Origin of the sequence: Streptococcus infantis, from assembly GCF_047463315.1 — a bacterium.
GTDB classification, from domain to species: Bacteria; Bacillota; Bacilli; order Lactobacillales; family Streptococcaceae; genus Streptococcus; species Streptococcus infantis_AB.
Genome location: NZ_JASHEB010000005.1, coordinates 170914 through 189569, shown reverse-complemented (window position 1 = coordinate 189569; position 18656 = coordinate 170914). Strand labels below are relative to the sequence as shown.

Annotated in this window: 26 protein-coding genes and 1 pseudogene; 4 read left to right on the top strand and 23 right to left on the bottom strand. The window is 40.2% G+C overall.

Going from position 1 to position 18656, the window contains the following annotated elements:
• Positions 1-439 (top strand): LPXTG cell wall anchor domain-containing protein (locus QM857_RS07120; RefSeq protein ID WP_414275511.1); only part of this gene is annotated, 439 nt, incomplete at its 5' end.
• 189 nt (positions 440-628) lie between these two features.
• On the opposite strand, the gene QM857_RS07115 is transcribed toward QM857_RS07120, so the two are convergent.
• From QM857_RS07115 to QM857_RS07040, 16 genes and pseudogenes are all read right to left on the bottom strand, one after another.
• Positions 629-1069 (bottom strand): ASCH domain-containing protein, encoded by a 441-nt coding sequence (locus tag QM857_RS07115; RefSeq protein ID WP_414275510.1) that lies wholly within the window; start codon positions 1067-1069, stop codon positions 629-631.
• Positions 1066-1914, bottom strand: a complete 849-nt coding sequence (locus tag QM857_RS07110; RefSeq protein WP_414275509.1) for a putative PEP-binding protein — start codon at positions 1912-1914, stop codon at positions 1066-1068. Before QM857_RS07110 ends, QM857_RS07115 begins: the two co-directional genes overlap by 4 nt.
• 41 nt (positions 1915-1955) lie before the next feature.
• Entirely contained in the window at positions 1956-2684 is a 729-nt protein-coding gene (locus QM857_RS07105; RefSeq protein WP_414275508.1) for a GNAT family N-acetyltransferase, read from the bottom strand.
• The gene (locus tag QM857_RS07100; protein WP_414275507.1) at positions 2671-3171 is read right to left on the bottom strand and encodes an NUDIX hydrolase; all 501 of its coding nucleotides are present in this window, start codon (positions 3169-3171) and stop codon (positions 2671-2673) included. The genes QM857_RS07105 and QM857_RS07100 overlap by 14 nt, the downstream gene beginning before the upstream one ends.
• 39 nt (positions 3172-3210) lie before the next feature.
• Positions 3211-3816 (bottom strand): DUF6707 family protein, encoded by a 606-nt coding sequence (locus QM857_RS07095; protein ID WP_414275506.1) that lies wholly within the window; start codon positions 3814-3816, stop codon positions 3211-3213.
• A 51-nt stretch (positions 3817-3867) separates the two neighbouring features.
• Positions 3868-4239, bottom strand: a complete 372-nt coding sequence (locus QM857_RS07090) for an Imm51 family immunity protein (RefSeq protein WP_414275505.1) — start codon at positions 4237-4239, stop codon at positions 3868-3870.
• Positions 4240-4300: 61 nt separating this feature from the next.
• Positions 4301-4639, bottom strand: a pseudogene (locus QM857_RS07085) (hypothetical protein).
• An 18-nt stretch (positions 4640-4657) separates the two neighbouring features.
• The gene (locus QM857_RS07080) at positions 4658-5077 is read right to left on the bottom strand and encodes an SMI1/KNR4 family protein (protein ID WP_414275504.1); all 420 of its coding nucleotides are present in this window, start codon (positions 5075-5077) and stop codon (positions 4658-4660) included.
• Between the two features lie 19 nt (positions 5078-5096).
• Complete coding sequence (locus tag QM857_RS07075) at positions 5097-5432, bottom strand: hypothetical protein (protein ID WP_049494619.1); 336 nt, start codon at positions 5430-5432, stop codon at positions 5097-5099.
• Between the two features lie 36 nt (positions 5433-5468).
• Positions 5469-6167 (bottom strand): 3-oxoacyl-ACP reductase, encoded by a 699-nt coding sequence (locus QM857_RS07070; RefSeq protein WP_414275503.1) that lies wholly within the window; start codon positions 6165-6167, stop codon positions 5469-5471.
• On the bottom strand, positions 6160-6396 hold the full coding sequence (locus tag QM857_RS07065; protein WP_000141913.1) for a DUF2829 domain-containing protein: 237 nt from the start codon (positions 6394-6396) through the stop codon (positions 6160-6162). Before QM857_RS07065 ends, QM857_RS07070 begins: the two co-directional genes overlap by 8 nt.
• 98 nt (positions 6397-6494) lie before the next feature.
• The gene (locus QM857_RS07060; protein WP_414275502.1) at positions 6495-7421 is read right to left on the bottom strand and encodes an aldo/keto reductase; all 927 of its coding nucleotides are present in this window, start codon (positions 7419-7421) and stop codon (positions 6495-6497) included.
• 254 nt (positions 7422-7675) lie between these two features.
• Positions 7676-9673 carry a methionine--tRNA ligase gene (gene metG / locus QM857_RS07055; protein ID WP_414275501.1) on the bottom strand — a complete coding sequence of 666 codons (1998 nt, stop codon included), beginning with the start codon at positions 9671-9673 and terminating at the stop codon, positions 7676-7678.
• Positions 9674-9809: 136 nt separating this feature from the next.
• On the bottom strand, positions 9810-11069 hold the full coding sequence (locus QM857_RS07050; protein WP_414275500.1) for an ABC transporter permease: 1260 nt from the start codon (positions 11067-11069) through the stop codon (positions 9810-9812).
• A gap of 1 nt (position 11070) precedes the next feature.
• The gene (locus QM857_RS07045; RefSeq protein ID WP_414275499.1) at positions 11071-11772 is read right to left on the bottom strand and encodes an ABC transporter ATP-binding protein; all 702 of its coding nucleotides are present in this window, start codon (positions 11770-11772) and stop codon (positions 11071-11073) included.
• Positions 11756-12943, bottom strand: a complete 1188-nt coding sequence (locus QM857_RS07040; protein WP_414275498.1) for an efflux RND transporter periplasmic adaptor subunit — start codon at positions 12941-12943, stop codon at positions 11756-11758. Before QM857_RS07040 ends, QM857_RS07045 begins: the two co-directional genes overlap by 17 nt.
• Before the next feature lie 239 nt (positions 12944-13182).
• On the opposite strand from QM857_RS07040, the gene gor reads away from it, so the two are divergent.
• Together gor and QM857_RS07030 are read left to right on the top strand one after the other, a co-directional pair.
• Positions 13183-14529, top strand: a complete 1347-nt coding sequence (gor, locus tag QM857_RS07035; protein WP_414275497.1) for a glutathione-disulfide reductase — start codon at positions 13183-13185, stop codon at positions 14527-14529.
• A 139-nt stretch (positions 14530-14668) separates the two neighbouring features.
• Complete coding sequence (locus QM857_RS07030) at positions 14669-15208, top strand: biotin transporter BioY (RefSeq protein ID WP_414275496.1); 540 nt, start codon at positions 14669-14671, stop codon at positions 15206-15208.
• Between the two features lie 52 nt (positions 15209-15260).
• Here QM857_RS07030 and QM857_RS07025 read toward each other — a convergent pair whose 3' ends face one another.
• The gene (locus QM857_RS07025; protein ID WP_006151239.1) at positions 15261-15476 is read right to left on the bottom strand and encodes a YdbC family protein; all 216 of its coding nucleotides are present in this window, start codon (positions 15474-15476) and stop codon (positions 15261-15263) included.
• A gap of 92 nt (positions 15477-15568) precedes the next feature.
• Here QM857_RS07025 and QM857_RS07020 point away from each other — a divergent pair, with 92 nt between their 5' ends.
• Positions 15569-15889: a hypothetical protein gene (locus QM857_RS07020; protein WP_254727112.1), complete on the top strand. Its 321-nt coding sequence runs from the start codon at positions 15569-15571 to the stop codon at positions 15887-15889.
• A 29-nt stretch (positions 15890-15918) separates the two neighbouring features.
• On the opposite strand, the gene QM857_RS07015 is transcribed toward QM857_RS07020, so the two are convergent.
• From QM857_RS07015 to rpsP, 6 genes are all read right to left on the bottom strand, one after another.
• Positions 15919-16257, bottom strand: a complete 339-nt coding sequence (locus QM857_RS07015; RefSeq protein ID WP_004253071.1) for an ATP cone domain-containing protein — start codon at positions 16255-16257, stop codon at positions 15919-15921.
• A gap of 12 nt (positions 16258-16269) precedes the next feature.
• Complete coding sequence (gene trmD, locus QM857_RS07010; protein WP_178894816.1) at positions 16270-16989, bottom strand: tRNA (guanosine(37)-N1)-methyltransferase TrmD; 720 nt, start codon at positions 16987-16989, stop codon at positions 16270-16272.
• Positions 16979-17497, bottom strand: coding sequence for a ribosome maturation factor RimM (rimM, locus tag QM857_RS07005; RefSeq protein ID WP_178894815.1), 519 nt, complete (start codon positions 17495-17497; stop codon positions 16979-16981). Before rimM ends, trmD begins: the two co-directional genes overlap by 11 nt.
• A 74-nt stretch (positions 17498-17571) precedes the next feature.
• On the bottom strand, positions 17572-17904 hold the full coding sequence (locus QM857_RS07000; RefSeq protein ID WP_178894814.1) for a MazG nucleotide pyrophosphohydrolase domain-containing protein: 333 nt from the start codon (positions 17902-17904) through the stop codon (positions 17572-17574).
• Positions 17905-17946: 42 nt separating this feature from the next.
• The gene (kphA, locus tag QM857_RS06995) at positions 17947-18186 is read right to left on the bottom strand and encodes an RNA-binding protein KphA (RefSeq protein ID WP_000379617.1); all 240 of its coding nucleotides are present in this window, start codon (positions 18184-18186) and stop codon (positions 17947-17949) included.
• Between the two features lie 19 nt (positions 18187-18205).
• Positions 18206-18478 (bottom strand): 30S ribosomal protein S16, encoded by a 273-nt coding sequence (gene rpsP / locus QM857_RS06990; protein WP_004253064.1) that lies wholly within the window; start codon positions 18476-18478, stop codon positions 18206-18208.
• Positions 18479-18656: the final 178 nt, after the last annotated feature.

Genomic DNA, 18656 nt, shown 5'->3' with positions numbered 1-18656 from the left:
TACAACTACGACTGAAGAGCCTAAGACTTCAACTTCAACTACTACAACTACGACTCCTGAGTCTACAACTTCATCCACTACAACTACGACTGAAGAGCCTAAGACTTCAACTTCAACTACTACAACTCCTGAAGAGCCAACTAGTCAAAATAGTAGTGAAGAATCAAGCTCTACAACAACTACAACTACTGAAAGTTCAACTTCAGAGACAACAGCTCCAACTGCAGATACAACAGCTTCAACTTCGGAAACAACAACTCCTGAAGCTAATGGTTCAACAACCACTACAACTACTGGAGAACCTACAACAGTTTCAACAACCGGGGACAAACCAGGACTTCCGAACACTGGTGAACGTAATAGCCTAATTGTTTCTGTTGCTGGTGTTGCAATGCTTATCGTAGCTGTAGGAACAGTTTTACATTATCGTAAAAAATAATCAACCAATGTAGAAGTGATATGAATAGGGATTCAAAAGATAAACATCTTTGAAATACTTTATCCACAACTTCACTTGTTAGATTCAAAAAAGCGGACATGATTGTCCGCTTTTTGTTTGCTCGTTTTATCATTTAAAGTCAGAAAAAGCTTTGAATAATGATTTCCAAAACTTTCTTATGTCTGCTTTTTACAAGGGGTAGACCTTACGAAATTCTTCTAAAACCACCTTACTGTCAGGTGTAAACGTCAGACCTGCTTCTCCTAAGCAGTCTTTGAAAAAGTCTTCATGAACCTGACGCCAATAGGCCAGAGATTTGTCACCTTCGCCTTCCTTGTAGGCATGCTCAGCAGACACTTGATAGAAGGGCTGAACAGAAACCTTGGTAATTTCGACAATGCAGATAGCCTGATCTTGGCTATCTAAAATGATATCAAAGGTCCCTTCTTGGGGAATGGGTTCGTCCTCTACTGCGTAAAGATCGTAAGCTGAGGCAGTTGCTGTTTTTTCGCCTCTTAGAACCAAGTCTGCCAAGAGATCTGCTTCCACCCCAAAAGCCCAGGCATCTATCTCATCTCCGATAGAGGGGTTAATTTGCTTGTAGGCATTCCACATTTCTTGAGGTGTCATAGGTTGCTCCTTTGTATTTTTTTACTTTCTTCTTTTACACGTTTGAGATGATCTGGATGGTCAATCTCTAAATTAAAAATCTCTGGAATAGAACTGTAATGGATAATACATTTGATATCCATTTGATTCATTTTTTGTATGAAAGAAGCATTCAGATATCCTGCTACGGCGAAATCTATCTTTTTCGTCCTTGCTTTATCCTGCATCTGTCTCAGCATTTCTAACATAATGGGACTTTCCATATCATGCCATTGACTGTTCCTCACAGTGGCAAAAACAAAAGAAGTCAAATCATTCATTCCAACTACAATCTTTGAAATACCAGTTTCCAGTATCCTGTCCAAGTCGAGATAAGCTGACGGTAATTCAATCATTGTTCCAACTTTTCCAGTAAAACCATGCTGACGCAATACTCTAATAGCTTGTTTTAACTGTTCAGCATCGTTCACAAAAGAAAAAATAACAGACAGATTGGGATTGGTTTGATAAACTTCTGTAACAACATTTGTCTCAGCCTGAAATTCATCTGGACACGCCAACAAACGCCTGATACCTCTGTATCCAAACAAGGGGTGGCGTTCGTCAAAATACTCTTTAGTCCCGTCTAGAATATTTGCTTCTGCATTTGTTAACTCTGAAAAGCGATACCAGAGTTCTTCATCTGAGTACAAATGACAAATAGTGTCTAGATAATCTTTCACAAATTGCTGACAATTTGGTAATAGTATGTTTTGGTTTAGTTCTCTCAACAAGTATTCCCCACGAATCAAGCCGACGTGGTGCAATAAATGGGGATAAACTTTTTCAACAATTTTTTCGCCACTAAGAGCTAGTTGATTTTGCATGTTCATTCACCTCGTCTTAAAAGATACAATATCAGATATCATTATACGACACTTTCCTCTAGTTCAAAAGCTTCATAAGGTCCAACTAACTCATATCCTAAAAATTCTGCTACTTTTTTAGAAGCCACGTTATGAGCATCCCAAAGTGGAAACGTATCTCTATTTAAACTCTCTAGAATCATTGCAGCACCAAGCTTTTTAGCAAATCCATTTCCTTGTTCGTTTGGTCTAGTTGCAACTTCCACTTCAACTGCTCCTTGGTAAACTAACCCTGAGGAAATCCCAGCAATCAGTTCTTTATTTTTAACAATCACAAAGCCAAATCCACCTTTTAAAGTAAAATTCTGGTAGGACTCAAAATCTCCCTGTAAATCTTGTGACCATTCTTCCTCAGAAAAACAGTCATAAATATGATTATCAATAGGCACAATATTGTAACCTTTCTCTAACTGACTAACTAGATCATTTAGAAATTCAACTTGAAAATTTGCCTTATCCTTAAAAGAATAGCGAGTAAAAGAAATTAACCCAACTTGTCGACGCAGAAAATCTTGCCACTTAGTGTCTTCTGAAATAATAATCTTATAATCTAAACCATATTGCCTAATAAAATCTTCCCAAAATCTAGAATTTAGCTCCCCTGCTAGGTATAGAAAATTCCCAATATCATAAAAACTTGTTGCCCCATCACTGTTTCGGTATACAGTTCCAATTTGAGATTTAAGACCATAGAGAACCATATTTTTCTTCCAGGTTTTAAATAGTTCCATTATCCCTTTCTTTCACCTTCCAATTCTTATAGCTTGTCAGTTCTAATTCAGGAAATCCTTGTAACTCTGCCTTCACCTTTAATACTAAAGGCGAGGCATTTTCTTGGGTCATCTGCTCAAGAGGAAGCCAAATGGCATTTGCTGAATCATTACTTCCATCAAGAACCTCCTGAGGAAGGGATTTTTGAGAGCGCTCGAAATCGAGCACTACATCATAAAAGGCCATGATATGGTGTACTGCGAAGTCTTGCCCCTCTTCTTGAACCAGCACGTCATAAATCCTAGGATTTAAGTAACGGCTAAGCGTATAGCCCGTCTCTTCCAGAACTTCTCTCTTAAGGGTTTCTGTCAACCCCTCACCGAGTTCCTGACTACCACCCGGTAGATCAAAACGATGTTGATAAGGTCCTCTCGTTTTTTCAATGCAAAGCAATTTCCCATTCTCATAGCAAACGCCATAGACACCAAAGTGTTTTTTTATTTCCATATTCTACTCTTTCTAAAAGTCCAAGATCGCTAACTTACCTTATCCCTTAAAAGGAACGAGGCTATAGATTTCATGCTCCTTGATATACTTCTTTAGTATCTCCATATTCTCTTCGATTTTTGCTTGGATATCTGTCTCTTCAAACGTTGACTCAGCAATAAAGAGGTGAATCTTCAATAGATCTGTCAAGTATAGCAAACGGCGTTCCATTTCTGATTCAGGACTTGAAGCTTGCTCGATTTTTGCAAGCTTTTGCTCCAAGCTATCACCATTCAAAAATCTCTGATGAACTCTCCTTCTAATTTTTTGAGTTGATGCCTCCCCTTGTTTTAATGGAGATAAAAGGAGTTTTTTATAGACGAGTACTTGATTTTCTGCCTCTCTTTCCAGATAGGCCAATAAAACCAGAGAACTATCAACAAAGGTCCAGGTGTTATAATTCCCTTCAAATGGAACTTGTATGATACGATCTAATAATTCCTTAGCCATTTCCTCTTGACCATCCAGATAAAGTAAATAGGCCAGATGATTCAGTGATTCGAGATAGCTAACTTGGGTCTTCTTATTCTTTTTTAATATTTTATCTAAATAGGGATGTAGGTCTGGATTATTTTCCACTAGCTCAACTACTTCTGATAGCTTCATCTGAAATCCTTTCTATTCTTTTTTAAAATAATTTAAAGAGATTTTAGTCAACTAATCCAACTCTGCTCGACTGAACAAGTCTTTCATAGCTTCAATATCATCGCAAAATTCTTTAAATTCTAAAGCGAATTTAGCCAAGGCGTCCACCTTGGAAGAATAGGCGCAAAACATACTTCCTTCAGGATCAAAGTCGATAGTATCGCTTAATTCAGGCATTTTTTCCTCCAAAAATACCAAAGCCAAGGATGCCCAATCGTAGCCATTTCCTTCAAATCCCTCCTCTTCTCGAGTGTTAAACACTTCCTGTCTGTATTCTCCATCAGGGTAATAAATGAGCGACCCTCGAACATTTTGAGGATCCTCATCATATACAAGCAGGCTAAAAGGGGCAATTTTTTCATTTATGTTTTCGTAATCTATCATTTCTTAACTCCTTGTTGTATTTGTTAATTATCAATGAAACTGCATAAATCTAGTATGCTTACTAGCTTTCAAAGTTCATAAAGATATCGTACCGATTATAATAATTTAAAGCATCAACCAAGTTTTGGAGACTTGCATCTGGCTTTTCTTCAAGTGCAACCGAAAGAACATCAATCAACTGCTATCCATAGTAGACTAGCTGGAGATCTTGCTCCACTACATCCGTCGGGTAGACATCACGGTCTTCCACGACATCCGGATAATCTGATACCCAATATAGGCTATTAAGTCTCAGTTCTCCATACTCCTCAGCATAGAGGCAAAAATCATCTGATGATAACTTGTCCAAACGCATCTGCTCGATGATCTGCTCTAGTGAAAGTTCTTGGTATTTCCGCATCCCATCTCCTTTTTCGTCTCACTCTTCAACAAAGGAATTCAAAAAATCCTCAAAAGATGGCCATTGACCATACAACTCAGCTTTTTCTTCTAAAACATAGAAGTAAACCTTGCCATAATCCTCTGCCCTTAGCGAAAGAGCATAGTGACCCGATCCAGGATCATAAGCAAAATGGAGAAGATCTGTGCCCTTAAATCCCGCGGGCACAGCATCATCGTCAAACCATTTCATAGACTTCCTCATCTCATCAAGTGAATTAAAGGAATTAAAAGGAAAGAGATGATGTCCATCGTGGACACCCCTTACTTGGGGCTGACCACCGTTGTGCTTGAGATAAAAGCCCAACATAGTTTTTGGCAGTTTCTTCCCAAGAATCTCCTCAAATTGCAAAAAGTCTTCTTTTGAAATCGGTGAATCTGCTTCCAGCACTCTAAACATGATTACTCCCTTCAGTTTTCTACAATTTTTCTTCCAATACCTTATCAATAAAGTCATAGACGTTTGCAGCTACTTTTTGCATTTCCAAGGAACCTAAAACTCCTAAGTCATTTTCATAAATGCAATCATCAGAATTTTTCTTAATAAAGTAAGCCAAGTCTCCTTCCTGTCCAATCATAAAGTAATCTGGCTCTACTTCCTCAATCTGATAAGTCTCATTACGCTCTTGAAGATCCTCCCTGGCATACAAACAGATACCAGTATCTCCAATTTCATAAGGGTCAATCTCTTTACACTCCGTTAAAAACTGATAGTAGAGATTGGGTAAGACGAATCCAAACTCATCTCTTTTCATAGTTCACCTCCACATATTCATTGAGTATCAACTATATTACTTCAAAGACCAACCACCATCAATAGTCAGAATCTGTCCCTGCATAGCACTCGCTTTCCCGCTTGCTAAAAAGAGGCTGACTTCTGCTATTTCCTCTGGCTCAATCCAGCGTTTGATGGGTGTTTCACTGGCTACCCAGTCTGCCAGACCACCTGGTTCAAAGTCAGCAGCGGTCATACCTGTCTTAACTGCACCAGGAGCAATGCCAAAAACCTGAAGCCCAGCTTCAGCATAGTCTAAAGCTAATTGCTTGGTAAATCCTGCTAAGGCATGTTTAGAAGAGGTATAGGCGTGACCACCTCCACCTGCTAGACTTGAAGCAATGGAACACATATTGATGATAATCCCATGTTTATGTTCCAGCATGTTTATCAAATAATAGCGGGTCAACTCTACTGGTGTCACATAGTTGATTTCAAAAATCTCTTGGATTTCCTGGGCGGATTGTTCCAGTAAAGGTTTATAGTCATCCAAAACCCCAGCTGTATTACACAGAACATCCACCTGAGGACACCAATCAAAAATGGGTTCCAAGTCAAGCGTTAAATCACGTTGTAAAAAGTGAAAGTCACCCTGTAAATCAGGATTTTCACCCTGATCCACTCCAAAAACCTGATAACCTTTTTCTAAAAAAAGTCGCGCTTGAGCCAGACCAATCCCTGAGCTAACACCTGTCACCAAAACTCGTCTAGTCATGAACTTCCACCCAATCCGTCGCTAAGACATCACAAGGAGTTGGGCTCCACATAGAAAAACCTTCCCCTTCACCAGATACGTTGATGAGGAAATAAGGCGTCACTTCTAGAGCCACTCCATTTTGTTCAATGGTATCAAAGAGCTGGACATAGTTCTCTGCTCCGCCCCAACCAGTTCGTACATATTTTTTCTTGGCCTTTAAGCCTGGTAAAATCTCTTCAAATGTCATATTTTTCTCCTTTGTTATCTATAAATCTTAATTTCATTATAACAAAAAACCGTTTTTCAACGGCTTTTTGACTGTGATTTCTGAAATGTAATTTCCCCTTACGGCAAATCATTCCCTGCTGCTAGGTAAATCTCATACCATTCTTTTCGAGTTAGGTTAACATTACTTGCTTGGCTAGCTTCTATCAAATGTTTAGGGTTAGTTGTTCCCACTATTGCCTGCATCTTAGCTGGATAGCGTAACACCCAAGCAATGGCAATAGCTGATGGGCTTACACCGTATTTTAAGGCTAGTCGATTTAGAACCTCATTTAGATCTTGAAATTGCTCTTTGCCAACAAAATTACCCTTAAAATAGCCAAACTGCAAGACTGACCAAGCCTGAATGACCATGTCGTTTAACTTGCAGTATTCAAAGACGCTACCATCACGGACAGTTGCCTTGTCACCTTCCATATTGACATGGAAACCAGCGTCAAAACCAGGTGTGAAAGCTGCGCTTAGCTGTAATTGATTGATCGTTAGAGGCTGTTTGACTTCTCTCTTCAGTAATTCCATCATCATAGGATTTTGGTTAGACACACCAAAGTCTCGAACCTTACCCGATTTGTGAAGAATTTCAAAGGCCTCTGCCACTTGGTCAGCTTCCATCAAGGCATCTGGACGATGGAGAAGCAAGCTATCTAGGTAATCAACCTGCAATCGTTGTAGAATCCCATCAACTGACTCTAAAATATAATCTTTTGAAAAATCAAAATAGGTAAATTCTTCTATGCGAATGCCACACTTGGACTGAATCCACATCTTTTCTCTCAAATCAGGGCGATTGTTTAACACTTGACCCAGTAATCCTTCGCAACGTCCACGACCATAGATATCTGCCAAGTCAAAGGCGTTGATTCCGACAGATAGGGCTGTTTCAACCAGCTCCTCAACCTCCTTTACCGACTTGTCACTGATTCGCATCATGCCTAGAACGATTTCGGACAATTCTCTTTTCTCTTGACCAAATGGAATGTATTTCATGGCAACTTCCTCCGTTTTTCTTCATTATAAAGCAGAATGCCACTTTTATCAACCGACACCTTACAAAAAAAGAGAGTGGGACAGAAATCGGTCATTCGTTAGAATTCGATTTCGTCGTCCCACCTCCACACAGTTGAGTAGGGCTGTAAAAGCTGATGAAATCAGCCTAGTAGAGCCCACTCAACCACTGCGTCTTGCTCAACAATCCAAAGACAATTGAGAGGCTAGGACTTTTGTCCCAGCCTTTTTAAATCTTAGCCAATCACACTTCCGTTTGGTACAGCTGGATCAACTGTGAGAAGGGTTAATTTGCCATCATGTTCAGCTGAGAGAATCATACCTTGGCTGACATATTTTTTCATCATTTTACGTGGTTTAAGGTTGGCAACGATTTGTACTTTCTTGCCGACCAATTCTTGCTCATTTGGATAGAATTTCGCAATACCAGATAGGATTTGACGATCTTCACCATCACCAGCATCTAGGCGGAATTGAAGCAATTTGTCAGAACCTTCCACTTTAGAAACTTCTTTGACCTCTGCAACACGAATTTCAACCTTGTCAAAGTCTTCAAACTTGATTTCTTCCTTGTTCAGTTTGAGTTCAACTTCATCTGGATTCCATTCTTTTTCGACTGCTGGTTTGTTGCCTTCCATTTGTTCCTTGATATAGGCGATTTCTTCTTCCATATCGAGACGTGGGAAGATAGGTGTTCCTTTGGCAACTACAGTGACACCTGCAGGGAAATCAGCCAAGCTCAAGTTTTCAAGGCTAGAAACTTCTGCTAGACCAAGTTGAGTCAAAACTGCACGACTAGTTTCCATCATAAATGGTTCAATCAAGTGAGCTACGACACGAAGGCTGGCTGCCAAGTGGCTCATAACACTTGCCAATTGGTCACGGTGTGCTTCATCCTTAGCTAAGACCCAAGGTGCTGTCTCATCGATGTATTTGTTAGTACGTGAGATAAGAGCCCAGACTGCTTCAAGCGCACGTGGATAGTCAACTGCTTCCATGTAGGTATGGTAGTCAGCGATTGATTGTTCTGCAACGTTAGCAAGTGCATTGTCAAACTCTGTCATACCCTCTACATAAGCAGGGATTTGACCATCAAAGTACTTGTTAATCATAGAAACCGTACGGTTGAGGAGGTTTCCGAGGTCATTTGCCAATTCATAGTTGATACGTCCTACATAGTCTTCTGGAGTGAAGGTTCCGTCTGAACCGACTGGAAGGCTACGCATGAGGTAGTAACGAAGTGGATCTAGTCCATAACGTTCTACTAACATTTCAGGGTAAACAACATTCCCTTTAGACTTAGACATCTTGCCGTCTTTCATGACAAACCAACCATGGGCAATCAAGCGATCAGGCAATTTCATATCCAACATCATAAGAAGGATTGGCCAGTAAATCGAGTGGAAACGAAGGATGTCTTTCCCAACCATATGGAAGACCGTTCCATTCCAGAATTTATCATAGTTAGCATGATCGTCTTGACCGTAACCAAGAGCAGTCGCATAGTTAAGAAGGGCATCGATCCAAACATAGACAACGTGTTTGGGATTTGATGGGACTGGAACACCCCAGGTAAAGGTTGTACGAGAAACCGCTAAGTCTTCCAAACCTGGCTCGATGAAGTTACGCAACATTTCATTAAGACGACCATCTGGAGTAATGAAGTCAGGGTGCGATTTGAAAAATTCTACCAAACGATCTTGGTATTTGCTGAGGCGAAGGAAGTAAGACTCTTCTGAAACCCACTCCACTTCATGTCCTGATGGAGCGATACCACCCGTTACATTTCCAGCTTCGTCACGGAAAACTTCCGCAAGTTGACTTTCTGTAAAGAATTCCTCATCTGAAACTGAATACCAACCAGAATATTCACCCAAGTAGATATCATCTTGAGCAAGCAAACGTTCAAAGACTTGAGCTACTACTTTTTCATGGTATTCATCTGTGGTACGGATAAATTTATCGTATGAGATATTAAGTAATTGCCAGAGTTCTTTAACTCCAACTGCCATACCGTCAACATAGGCTTGAGGTGTGATACCAGCTTCTTCAGCTTTCTGTTGGATCTTTTGACCATGTTCATCAAGACCTGTCAGATAAAAGACATCGTAGCCCATGAGACGTTTGTAGCGAGCTAGGACATCACAGGCAATGGTTGTGTAGGCAGAACCGATATGAAGTTTACCAGATGGATAGTAAATCGGTGTTGTAATATAAAAATTCTTTTCAGACATAATATTTCCTTTCCAGGCAAATGAAACCTGTTTTTCTAACACTTCATTATACCACATTTTTAGTGATTTTCGATAGAGAAATCCATACAAAAAACAAGATAGACAAGTGTCCATCTTGTTTTTCCTGTTGATTATCTTATTCATAGCGAAGTGCTTCGATAGGATCCAGCTTAGAGGCTTTATTGGCTGGTAAAACACCAAATATCATACCGATACTAGCTGAGACCGCTAGACTAAAGAGGGCGATTGGGATGGATACACCTACTTCGATTCCTGCAATCATGTTTTGAAGTAGAATACCTGCAAGCATAGTCACCCCTGCAGCGAGCAGAAGACCAATGAAGCCACCTAACATGGTTAAAATCATAGATTCAATCAAGAACTGAACTAGAATATTCCTACGTGTTGCTCCTAGCGCTTTACGTAGACCAATCTCACGGGTACGCTCTGTCACTGAGACGAGCATAATGTTCATAACACCAGTACCACCGACAAAAAGGGAAATCCCCGCAATAGCACTAATAATCGTTGTTATGAAGCCAAAGAGTTGTTGAACTTCGTTGAAGGCTTCCGTTGCATCGGCAACCTGATACTCCCCTTGTTGGAGGCCTGCAATCTCTGTCATTTTTCTAGCCAGCTCTGGTCCTAAAGTCTGGGTCAAGCTAGTATCATTGACACGAAAGACAATATTTGAAATCTCATCTGTGTTAAAATTGACCGCTAGAGATGTATTAGTCGTAATCGGGAGCCCTCCAACGCCAAAGGTTTTTGCAGCCTTAGCTTCTTTACTTGCATAAACACCAATAACACGGTAACTGATTTCATTTACTTCAACAATCTGGTTGAGGGCATCTTTTGCTGAACCAAAAAGGCTATTGGCTAGTTCTTCATCTAGGATAATCACACTTGCGAAATCCTTATAATCTTGCGCTCTAAGTCCACGACCTGCAATAATTTCATTTTCGACCGCATCCATATAAGTGACATTCCCACCGGTCATGTTAGCGTGTTCGACCTTTTTATCCTTATAAGTCAAGGTCACATTGGCTGAGTTGGTCACATAGTAGCTATCCACTCCCTTGAGCTTAGCAGCTTCCTTGACCCAAGCTTCTTGAGGTTTTGGTGGTTCAACAATATCTTCTTCTTGTCCGCCAGACAAGGTCAGGGCAGATTGTTTTTGGGTGAAGGAACCATCTGTACTCTTGTTAGGTGAGAAAAAGACATGAATATTTTTCTGGGATTTGGTCAAATTTTTATTGACCTGACGAGACATGGAATCTCCCAAGGCCATGATAACGACAACTGAGGAAACACCGATGATGATACCAATCATGGTCAGGAAGGACCGCATCTTGTGAGCCATGATAGATGAAAAGGCAAATTTCAGATTCTGCATCTTAGTTTTCCTCCTTTTCTACGATACCACTATCAGACGAAATGACACCATCTCGGATGACGATTTGACGTTTCGCATAGGCAGCAATTTCAGGCTCATGCGTAACCATAATGATGGTTTTTCCTTCTTTGTTTAATTCAACCAAGAGTTGCATGATTTGATTTCCAGTTTTAGTATCAAGAGCTCCAGTTGGTTCGTCTGCCAAGATGATAGAAGGATTATTGACCAATGCACGCGCAATGGCAACCCTCTGCTTCTGACCACCCGATAATTCTGATGGTAAGTGATGGCTACGCTCGGTCAGTTCAACCTTTTCCAGATACTCTTCTGCTAATTTACGACGTTTTGATGCAGCAACTCCTGCATAAATCAAAGGGAGTTCTACATTTTGTAGAGCATTCATTTTGGACAAGAGAAAGAATTGTTGAAAGACAAAGCCGATTTCTTGATTTCGAACCTTGGCTAATTGTTTTTCACCCAAACCGGCCACTTCTTTTCCGTCTAGAAAATACTGACCACTTGTAGGTGTATCTAACATACCAATGGTATTCATGAGGGTAGACTTACCAGAACCAGATGGTCCCATGATAGCCACGAATTCTCCCTCATGAACTTCTAGGTTAATGTTTTTAAGGACTTGAAGTTCTTGGTCACCATTACGATAGCTACGGCAGATATTTTTGAGGCTAATTAGTTGCTTCATCAGTCTTCACCTCTTTTCCTTCTTGCAAGGAAGCTGTCGGATTACTGATGACTTTTGCTCCATCTGTCAGACCAGATGTAATTTCTTGGTTTTCTGCATCTGCATTGCCCAATCCAACTTCAACTTTTTTGGCCTTTTGATTTTCATCAAGAATCCAAACATAGTTTTTATCTTCTTCCATCACAATGCTAGTAATCGGTACAAGCAATGCTTTACTCATGCTTTTCACTTCGACACTGACAGTAAAACCTTGTTTCAGATCACCAATTTCACTAGTTACATCGACCGTATATGGGTATTTAGAACCTGTGTTTGAACCAGCTAAGCTACTGCTTGCTTCACTACTGTTCTTTGGATAATTTGAAATATAGCTAATCTTACCATTCCAAGTTTTATCTGGGTAAACCTTTGAAGTAAAGGTGACTTCTTGGCCTACAGATAGATTGGCAAGGTTGTACTCAGAAAGTTCTCCCTTGACCTGCAAGTTATCGTTACTTACGATATGAACCAAAACTTGACTATTTCCTGTTGGAGATTTTGAAACATTCCGATTCACTTCAACAACTGTTCCCTCTACCGTACTCAATACCGTAGCAGCATTCAACTGGGTTTGAGCTTTTTCGAGTTGCGCTTCTGCATCTGCACGCACATCACGAGCATCGCTGATTTGAGAATCAATAGCAGCTGTGGCAGAACCGGATGACTGAGCTGGCGCTTGTCCAGTTGCTCCTTCTAGACCTGCTTGCGGAAGGCTAGGTGTTGCTGCGGCGGTATTTCGAGACTCATTCAGTTCATTGATATGACGGTCAGCCTTAGCCACAGCACGACTGGCAGCATCATAGGCAGCCTGGGCTTCTGTACTACTATACTTGACTAGTGCCTGCCCCTCGCTAACCTTATCTCCTACAGAAACCAAAACCTCATCCAAGTCACCCTTACTAGCATCATAATAAACATATTGTTCATTCTGAGCCGTCACAGTACCGGATAAGAGAACTGATGAAGCTACTGAACCCTCTTTTGCAAGAGTAATCTTTGCAGTTTCATCTTTTGTTGCAGCTTGATTTGGTTGTCTTAATAGAAGAACGGCAGCCGCTCCCACTACAAGAACTGAGGCAACACCGATAGCTGTAAATAAAGGCCATTTCTTGGCTTTTGACTTTCTTTTCATATCAATACTCCTTTTTAATTGCATATATTAAGATTATAGCACATATCTTAAAAATGGACAATTTATTTCTAACTATCCAAAAATATTTGCTAAATCTTTTATTGTTGTGTTAGTTATATAATACAATATCTTTTATATTTTTGCAAGCATTTTCATAAACTATTTAAGCGTAGCAGATTTTTGCATTGACCTCCAAAAAAAGATAGAATATGACTAGAAAACAACTAAAGGAGCTTTCAATGAGAGAATATGATATTATCGCCATCGGAGGAGGTAGCGGGGGTATTGCTACCATGAATCGTGCTGGTGAACACGGAGCCAAAGCCGCAGTTATTGAGGAAAAAAAATTAGGGGGAACCTGTGTCAATATTGGCTGCGTTCCTAAGAAAATCATGTGGTATGGAGCGCAAATTGCAGAGAGTATCCACAAATATGGACCTGACTATGGTTTCACAAGTACTAATAACAAATTTGATTACGCAACACTTCGTAAGAATCGTGAAGCCTACATCGATCGTGCTCGCTCTTCTTACGACGGAAGCTTCAAACGTAACGGAGTTGACTTAATTGAAGGACGTGCTGAGTTCGTTGATGCTCATACTGTCAGTGTTAATGGCGAATTGATCCGCGCTAAGCACATCGTGATTGCGACTGGTGCACACCCTCAAATTCCTGCCATTCCTGGTGGAGAACTAGGTGGCAGTTCTGATGATGTCTTTGCCTGGGAAGAGTTGCCTGAATCAGTAGCTATTCTGGGTGCCGGTTACATTGCTGTCGAATTGGCTGGCGTACTCCATACCCTTGGTGTACAGACTGATTTATTTGTCCGTCGTGAACGTCCACTTCGTGGATTTGATAGCTATATTGTTGAGAGCTTGGTTCAAGAAATGGAAAATACTGGACTAAACCTCCACACCCATAAGGTTCCGGCAAAACTTGAAAAAACCGAAGAAGGCATTCAAATTCATTTTGAAGATGGTAGCACGCATACTGCTAGTCAAGTTATCTGGGCTACAGGTCGTCGTCCAAATGTTGAAGGACTAAATCTGGAAAAAGCAGGCGTTACCCTTAACGAACGTGGTTTCATCCAAGTTGATGAATACCAAAACACCGTCGTTGACGGTATCTATGCTCTTGGAGATGTCACAGGCGAAAAAGAACTAACACCTGTCGCTATCAAAGCTGGTCGTACTCTCTCAGAAAGACTATTCAATGACAAAACAAATGCCAAAATGGACTATACAACTATTCCAACTGTTGTCTTTTCACATCCAGCTATCGGAACTGTCGGTCTGACTGAGGAAGAAGCTATCAAAGAGTATGGACAAGAAAACATCAAAGTCTATACTTCAAAATTTGCTTCTATGTATTCATCAGTGACTAGCCACCGTCAAGAAGCTCGCTTCAAGCTCGTTACAGCAGGTGATGATGAAAAGGTCGTTGGTCTTCATGGTATCGGCTACGGTGTTGACGAAATGATTCAAGGTTTTGCAGTTGCTATCAAAATGGGAGCTACAAAAGCTGACTTTGATGCTACCGTCGCTATCCATCCAACTGGTTCAGAAGAGTTTGTGACTATGCGTTAATCCCCCAAAGAGACCTCTTGGTCTCTTTTTCGTTTAAATCGGCCGTTACAAGTTTGTAACCTTTATTTTTAAAATAGGTTGACATTTACATCTCTTCCAGTATAATAGTTACTATAAATTATAAAAGAGGTTAACTATTATGAAAAAAGCACACATCTATGCTATTCCTGCTATTGGGGCCGCTCTGATTGCAGTATTAGCCCAAATTAGCATTCCAATTGGACCTGTTCCATTTACTCTGCAAAACTTTGCTATTGGTCTCATTGCTACTGTTTTTAGACCAAGGGAAGCTGTTCTTTCTGTTGGACTTTACCTCTTACTAGGTGCTATTGGACTACCAGTCTTTGCTAACGGTGGAGCTGGATTTCACGTTTTAGTTGGACCAAGCGCTGGTTATCTTTGGTTCGATCTTGTCTATGCAGGGCTTGCTTCCTATCTCATTCACACCAATAGTGATATCCTCCGTATTTTCTTTGCAAATCTCTTGGGAGATTCACTTGTTTTTGTCGGTGGTATCCTCAGCCTCCACTTCCTTGCTGGTATGCCTATTGACAAGGCACTGGCTGTCGGTGTTATTCCTTTTATCATACCTGATCTTGCCAAAATTGTAGCCATTAGCTTCATCAGCCGACCACTACTCCAACGTCTTCGTACACAAACTTATTTTTCAAGCAAATAAAAGAGGTCGGGATTTTTTCCCTTCCTCTTTTCATTTATGTTTGCATGAACGCTTATTGATTCTTGAAGGCATCTACCATCACTTGGAACTCCTCGTTTGAGAGCGTGATTCCTTTCCCCATCTTTGTGTGATCAGGACTCCAGCTACGAATGTCAAACTTTGCTGGAGCTCCATTAAAGCTGACACGATTGATTTCCTTGGTCCATCCTTTATCGTTTTCAGATAAAGTGAGTAAGTGTTCTTCAATTTCAAAAGTAAATTCTGCCATGTCCTTCTCCTTTTTGTTCTCAATTGATAATTCGAAAAATCTTGTAGATTTCATAAAATTTTTATATAATGATGTAAAGAAGGGAGGCCGGAATGAAAGATTTCTTGAAACAAGCTTTACAAAAAGTCCATGATTTTGTGAATGGTCATGAAGATTCCATTCCTGAAAAAAGCGATCCCCTCATTGCTAGACTTGAAGAAGCACTAGCCAAAAAAACGGCTGTCCATATCATCTTTGCTGAAACGAGTTTTACAGGCGATATTATCAAGTATGATACTGACCGCCAACAAATTATCGTTAAAAATTTTGCCAAAAATGTAAGCCGTATTATTCGAGTATCGGATATCCGGAGAGTAACATTTGTTCCTTCTACTATCCAAACTGCTCAAAAAAGAAGATTTAAGAAAGAGTGAGATGCTTCTATCATCTCACTCTTTTTATCTTAGCGAATTTGTTCAAAATGTAAGTGAACTGCGATGTGGTCACCATAACCACTTCTTTCCAAATCACGTTGCAAACGATAAGAGATATAGTGTTCTGCGATGGTAATGTATCCCGCACCAAGTAAGCGATGCTCAACCATTGATTGGATCATGCTGATGGTTGCACGCTCTACTTTTGCTTCTTCCAAGTCCAAAACAACTTTTTTAGTCACTTGAGCTAGATTTTGGCGCAAATCGTCCGTCAATACATAGACTGTTTGAGCTGCCTTAAGGATAGCTTGGTAGATTTTATCTGGATCAAAATCAGCGACTTGTCCATCACGTTTGATTACTTGCATAGTTTTCTCCTTTTAATTGTTATTTTCTTTAATTTCTGCTAACATTTTTTCTTCTTCTGCTGTCAATTCATAGTTGTCCAGCAAATCAGGTCTACGTTGGTAGGTTTTCTTGAGGCTCTCATAGAGTCGCCACTGACGTATGTTTTCATGGTGTCCACTCATAAGAACATCTGGAACTAGCATTCCACGATAATCGTAAGGTCTTGTGTACTGAGGATATTCCAAGAGTCCTGATGAAAAGCTATCATCTTGGTGACTTGCTTCCTTCCCAATAACTTCTGGAATCAAGCGAACAGTCGCATCAATCATGGTCATCGCTGCTAGTTCTCCACCAGTCAAGACATAATCTCCAAGAGATATCTCATCGGTTACCAAGGTCTTAATACGCTCATCATAGCCTTCGTAGTGACCACAGATGAAGATAAGCTCTTCTTCTTGCGCCAAATCCTCAGCGTAAGCCTGATCGAACTGTTTCCCAGCAGGGTCTAAGAGAATCACGCGCGGGTTCTTTTTTTCAATGGCATCAAAGGCGTCAAAGATGGGTTGGGCTCTAAGGAGCATCCCTTGACCACCTCCGTAAGGTTCATCATCCACATGACGGGCCTTTTCAGCGTAGTCACGAAAATTATGATAGTGGATATCTAAGAGTCCTTTTTCACGAGCCTTGCCAACGATGGAATGTTCTAAGGGTGTGAACATTTCTGGAAAGAGAGTTAAAATATCAATCTTCATCGTCTAACCCTTCTAAGAGTTCAACATCCACACGGTTATTAGGAATATCTATATTGAGAACTACAGGCGGGATATAAGGTAAGAGTAAGTCTCGTTTGCCTTTTCGTTTGACTACCCAGACATCATTGGCGCCTGGCTGAAGGATTTCCTTGATGGTTCCAATCAAGTTATCTCCCTCATAGACTTCTAAACCGATAATCTCGTGGTAGTAAAACTCACCTTCATCGAGGTCATTGAGATTCTCCTCAGCAACCTTCAGACTGTGCCCCTTATATTTTTCGATATCATTGATATGGTACATATCTTTAAACTTGATGATATCGAAGTTTTTATGTTTACGGTGGCTTGCAATGACCACTGTTCGCACAAATTGATCTTTTTCATCAAATAAGGCAAGCTCTGCCCCTTTTTTAAAGCGTTCTTCAGCAAAATCCGTCACAGACAAGACTCGCATCTCACCTTGCAAGCCTTGGGTATTGACAATTTTCCCAACATTAAAGTAGTTCATCTGATCTCCTGTATCTGTTTCTCCCTTTATTTTATCATGTTATAGGGATTTTCACAAGTTGGAGAAAAGAGCAACTATGGATGGTTTCTTGCTAAAAAGCCTTCCAAATCTTGTTCATGCTGATACTTGATGGCTGCCTTCTTGTCTTTTTCAAAAATGGTCTTCGTTAGGTCAATATCGTTGATAGCTGCAATTGCCACTGTATAGTGAATGATATCTGCCAACTCCTTTGCCAATTCCTCGTTTGAATCTTGGACACCCTCTTTTCTACCGGAACGTCCATTTAAAACCTCAGCGACTTCTCCAACTTCTTCAACTAGTTTTATAAAGAGTCCTTCTTCTGTCCTAGATTGTTGATAATGGTCAAGTAAGTATTCCTCTAGTTGTCTAACTGTTAAATCTCTCATTCCTTCTCCTTGCAAAAAAAGCGAGACTATGTCCCGCTTTTCTTATTTTTCGTCAATAACGATTCTTACTTTTTTGTCTTCAGTTGGGACAGAGTAGACAATCGTTCTTATCGCAGAAATAGTGCGACCCTTACGACCGATTACACGACCCACATCGCTCTGGTCAAGATCCAAATGATATTCCAAAAATTCTGGTGTATCTTCAATCTTGATAGTTAAGGCATCTGGTTGTGAAATCAAGGGTTTCACAATTGCAATAATGAGATTTTCAATCGTATCCATCTGTCAACCTACTTTAAACTTATTTTGAGAATTTAGAATCGTGGAATTTCTTCAATACACCTTCTTTTGAAAGGATGTTGCGAACTGTATCTGAAGGTTGAGCTCCGTCAGCCAACCATGCCAAAATACGGTCTTCTTTCAAAGTTACTTGATTTTCTTCAACAAGTGGGTTGTAAGTTCCAACTGTTTCGATGAAACGTCCGTCACGTGGTGAACGTGAATCTGCTACGTTAATACGGTAGAAAGGTTTTTTCTTAGAACCCATACGAGTCAAACGGATTTTTACTGCCATTTTTAATATCTCTTTTCTTTTATTTTTTATTTCGGTGAAATAGCTAAGCTATTTAGCACATGTTCTATTATAACAGATTTCTGAGAGGTGTCAAGAAAAAAACTTGACAGACTTTAAATATTTTTAAATTTTTTAGACTAATAGGGATAAATTAGAAAGAAAAAATTAACTTCTACAC

Excerpts from the sequence above, each read along its gene's own strand:
- QM857_RS07115 (WP_414275510.1), bottom strand. The coding sequence starts at position 1,069 with ATGACACCTCAAGAAATGTGGAATGCCTACAAGCAAATTAACCCCTCT.
- QM857_RS07110 (WP_414275509.1), bottom strand. The coding sequence starts at position 1,914 with ATGCAAAATCAACTAGCTCTTAGTGGCGAAAAAATTGTTGAAAAAGTT.
- QM857_RS07105 (WP_414275508.1), bottom strand. The coding sequence starts at position 2,684 with ATGGAACTATTTAAAACCTGGAAGAAAAATATGGTTCTCTATGGTCTT.
- QM857_RS07100 (WP_414275507.1), bottom strand. The coding sequence starts at position 3,171 with ATGGAAATAAAAAAACACTTTGGTGTCTATGGCGTTTGCTATGAGAAT.
- QM857_RS07095 (WP_414275506.1), bottom strand. The coding sequence starts at position 3,816 with ATGAAGCTATCAGAAGTAGTTGAGCTAGTGGAAAATAATCCAGACCTA.
- QM857_RS07090 (WP_414275505.1), bottom strand. The coding sequence starts at position 4,239 with ATGATAGATTACGAAAACATAAATGAAAAAATTGCCCCTTTTAGCCTG.
- QM857_RS07080 (WP_414275504.1), bottom strand. The coding sequence starts at position 5,077 with ATGTTTAGAGTGCTGGAAGCAGATTCACCGATTTCAAAAGAAGACTTT.
- QM857_RS07075 (WP_049494619.1), bottom strand. The coding sequence starts at position 5,432 with ATGAAAAGAGATGAGTTTGGATTCGTCTTACCCAATCTCTACTATCAG.
- QM857_RS07070 (WP_414275503.1), bottom strand. The coding sequence starts at position 6,167 with ATGACTAGACGAGTTTTGGTGACAGGTGTTAGCTCAGGGATTGGTCTG.
- QM857_RS07065 (WP_000141913.1), bottom strand. The coding sequence starts at position 6,396 with ATGACATTTGAAGAGATTTTACCAGGCTTAAAGGCCAAGAAAAAATAT.
- QM857_RS07060 (WP_414275502.1), bottom strand. The coding sequence starts at position 7,421 with ATGAAATACATTCCATTTGGTCAAGAGAAAAGAGAATTGTCCGAAATC.
- metG (WP_414275501.1), bottom strand. The coding sequence starts at position 9,673 with ATGTCTGAAAAGAATTTTTATATTACAACACCGATTTACTATCCATCT.
- QM857_RS07050 (WP_414275500.1), bottom strand. The coding sequence starts at position 11,069 with ATGCAGAATCTGAAATTTGCCTTTTCATCTATCATGGCTCACAAGATG.
- QM857_RS07045 (WP_414275499.1), bottom strand. The coding sequence starts at position 11,772 with ATGAAGCAACTAATTAGCCTCAAAAATATCTGCCGTAGCTATCGTAAT.
- QM857_RS07040 (WP_414275498.1), bottom strand. The coding sequence starts at position 12,943 with ATGAAAAGAAAGTCAAAAGCCAAGAAATGGCCTTTATTTACAGCTATC.
- gor (WP_414275497.1), top strand. The coding sequence starts at position 13,183 with ATGAGAGAATATGATATTATCGCCATCGGAGGAGGTAGCGGGGGTATT.
- QM857_RS07030 (WP_414275496.1), top strand. The coding sequence starts at position 14,669 with ATGAAAAAAGCACACATCTATGCTATTCCTGCTATTGGGGCCGCTCTG.
- QM857_RS07025 (WP_006151239.1), bottom strand. The coding sequence starts at position 15,476 with ATGGCAGAATTTACTTTTGAAATTGAAGAACACTTACTCACTTTATCT.
- QM857_RS07020 (WP_254727112.1), top strand. The coding sequence starts at position 15,569 with ATGAAAGATTTCTTGAAACAAGCTTTACAAAAAGTCCATGATTTTGTG.
- QM857_RS07015 (WP_004253071.1), bottom strand. The coding sequence starts at position 16,257 with ATGCAAGTAATCAAACGTGATGGACAAGTCGCTGATTTTGATCCAGAT.
- trmD (WP_178894816.1), bottom strand. The coding sequence starts at position 16,989 with ATGAAGATTGATATTTTAACTCTCTTTCCAGAAATGTTCACACCCTTA.
- rimM (WP_178894815.1), bottom strand. The coding sequence starts at position 17,497 with ATGAACTACTTTAATGTTGGGAAAATTGTCAATACCCAAGGCTTGCAA.
- QM857_RS07000 (WP_178894814.1), bottom strand. The coding sequence starts at position 17,904 with ATGAGAGATTTAACAGTTAGACAACTAGAGGAATACTTACTTGACCAT.
- kphA (WP_000379617.1), bottom strand. The coding sequence starts at position 18,186 with ATGGATACGATTGAAAATCTCATTATTGCAATTGTGAAACCCTTGATT.
- rpsP (WP_004253064.1), bottom strand. The coding sequence starts at position 18,478 with ATGGCAGTAAAAATCCGTTTGACTCGTATGGGTTCTAAGAAAAAACCT.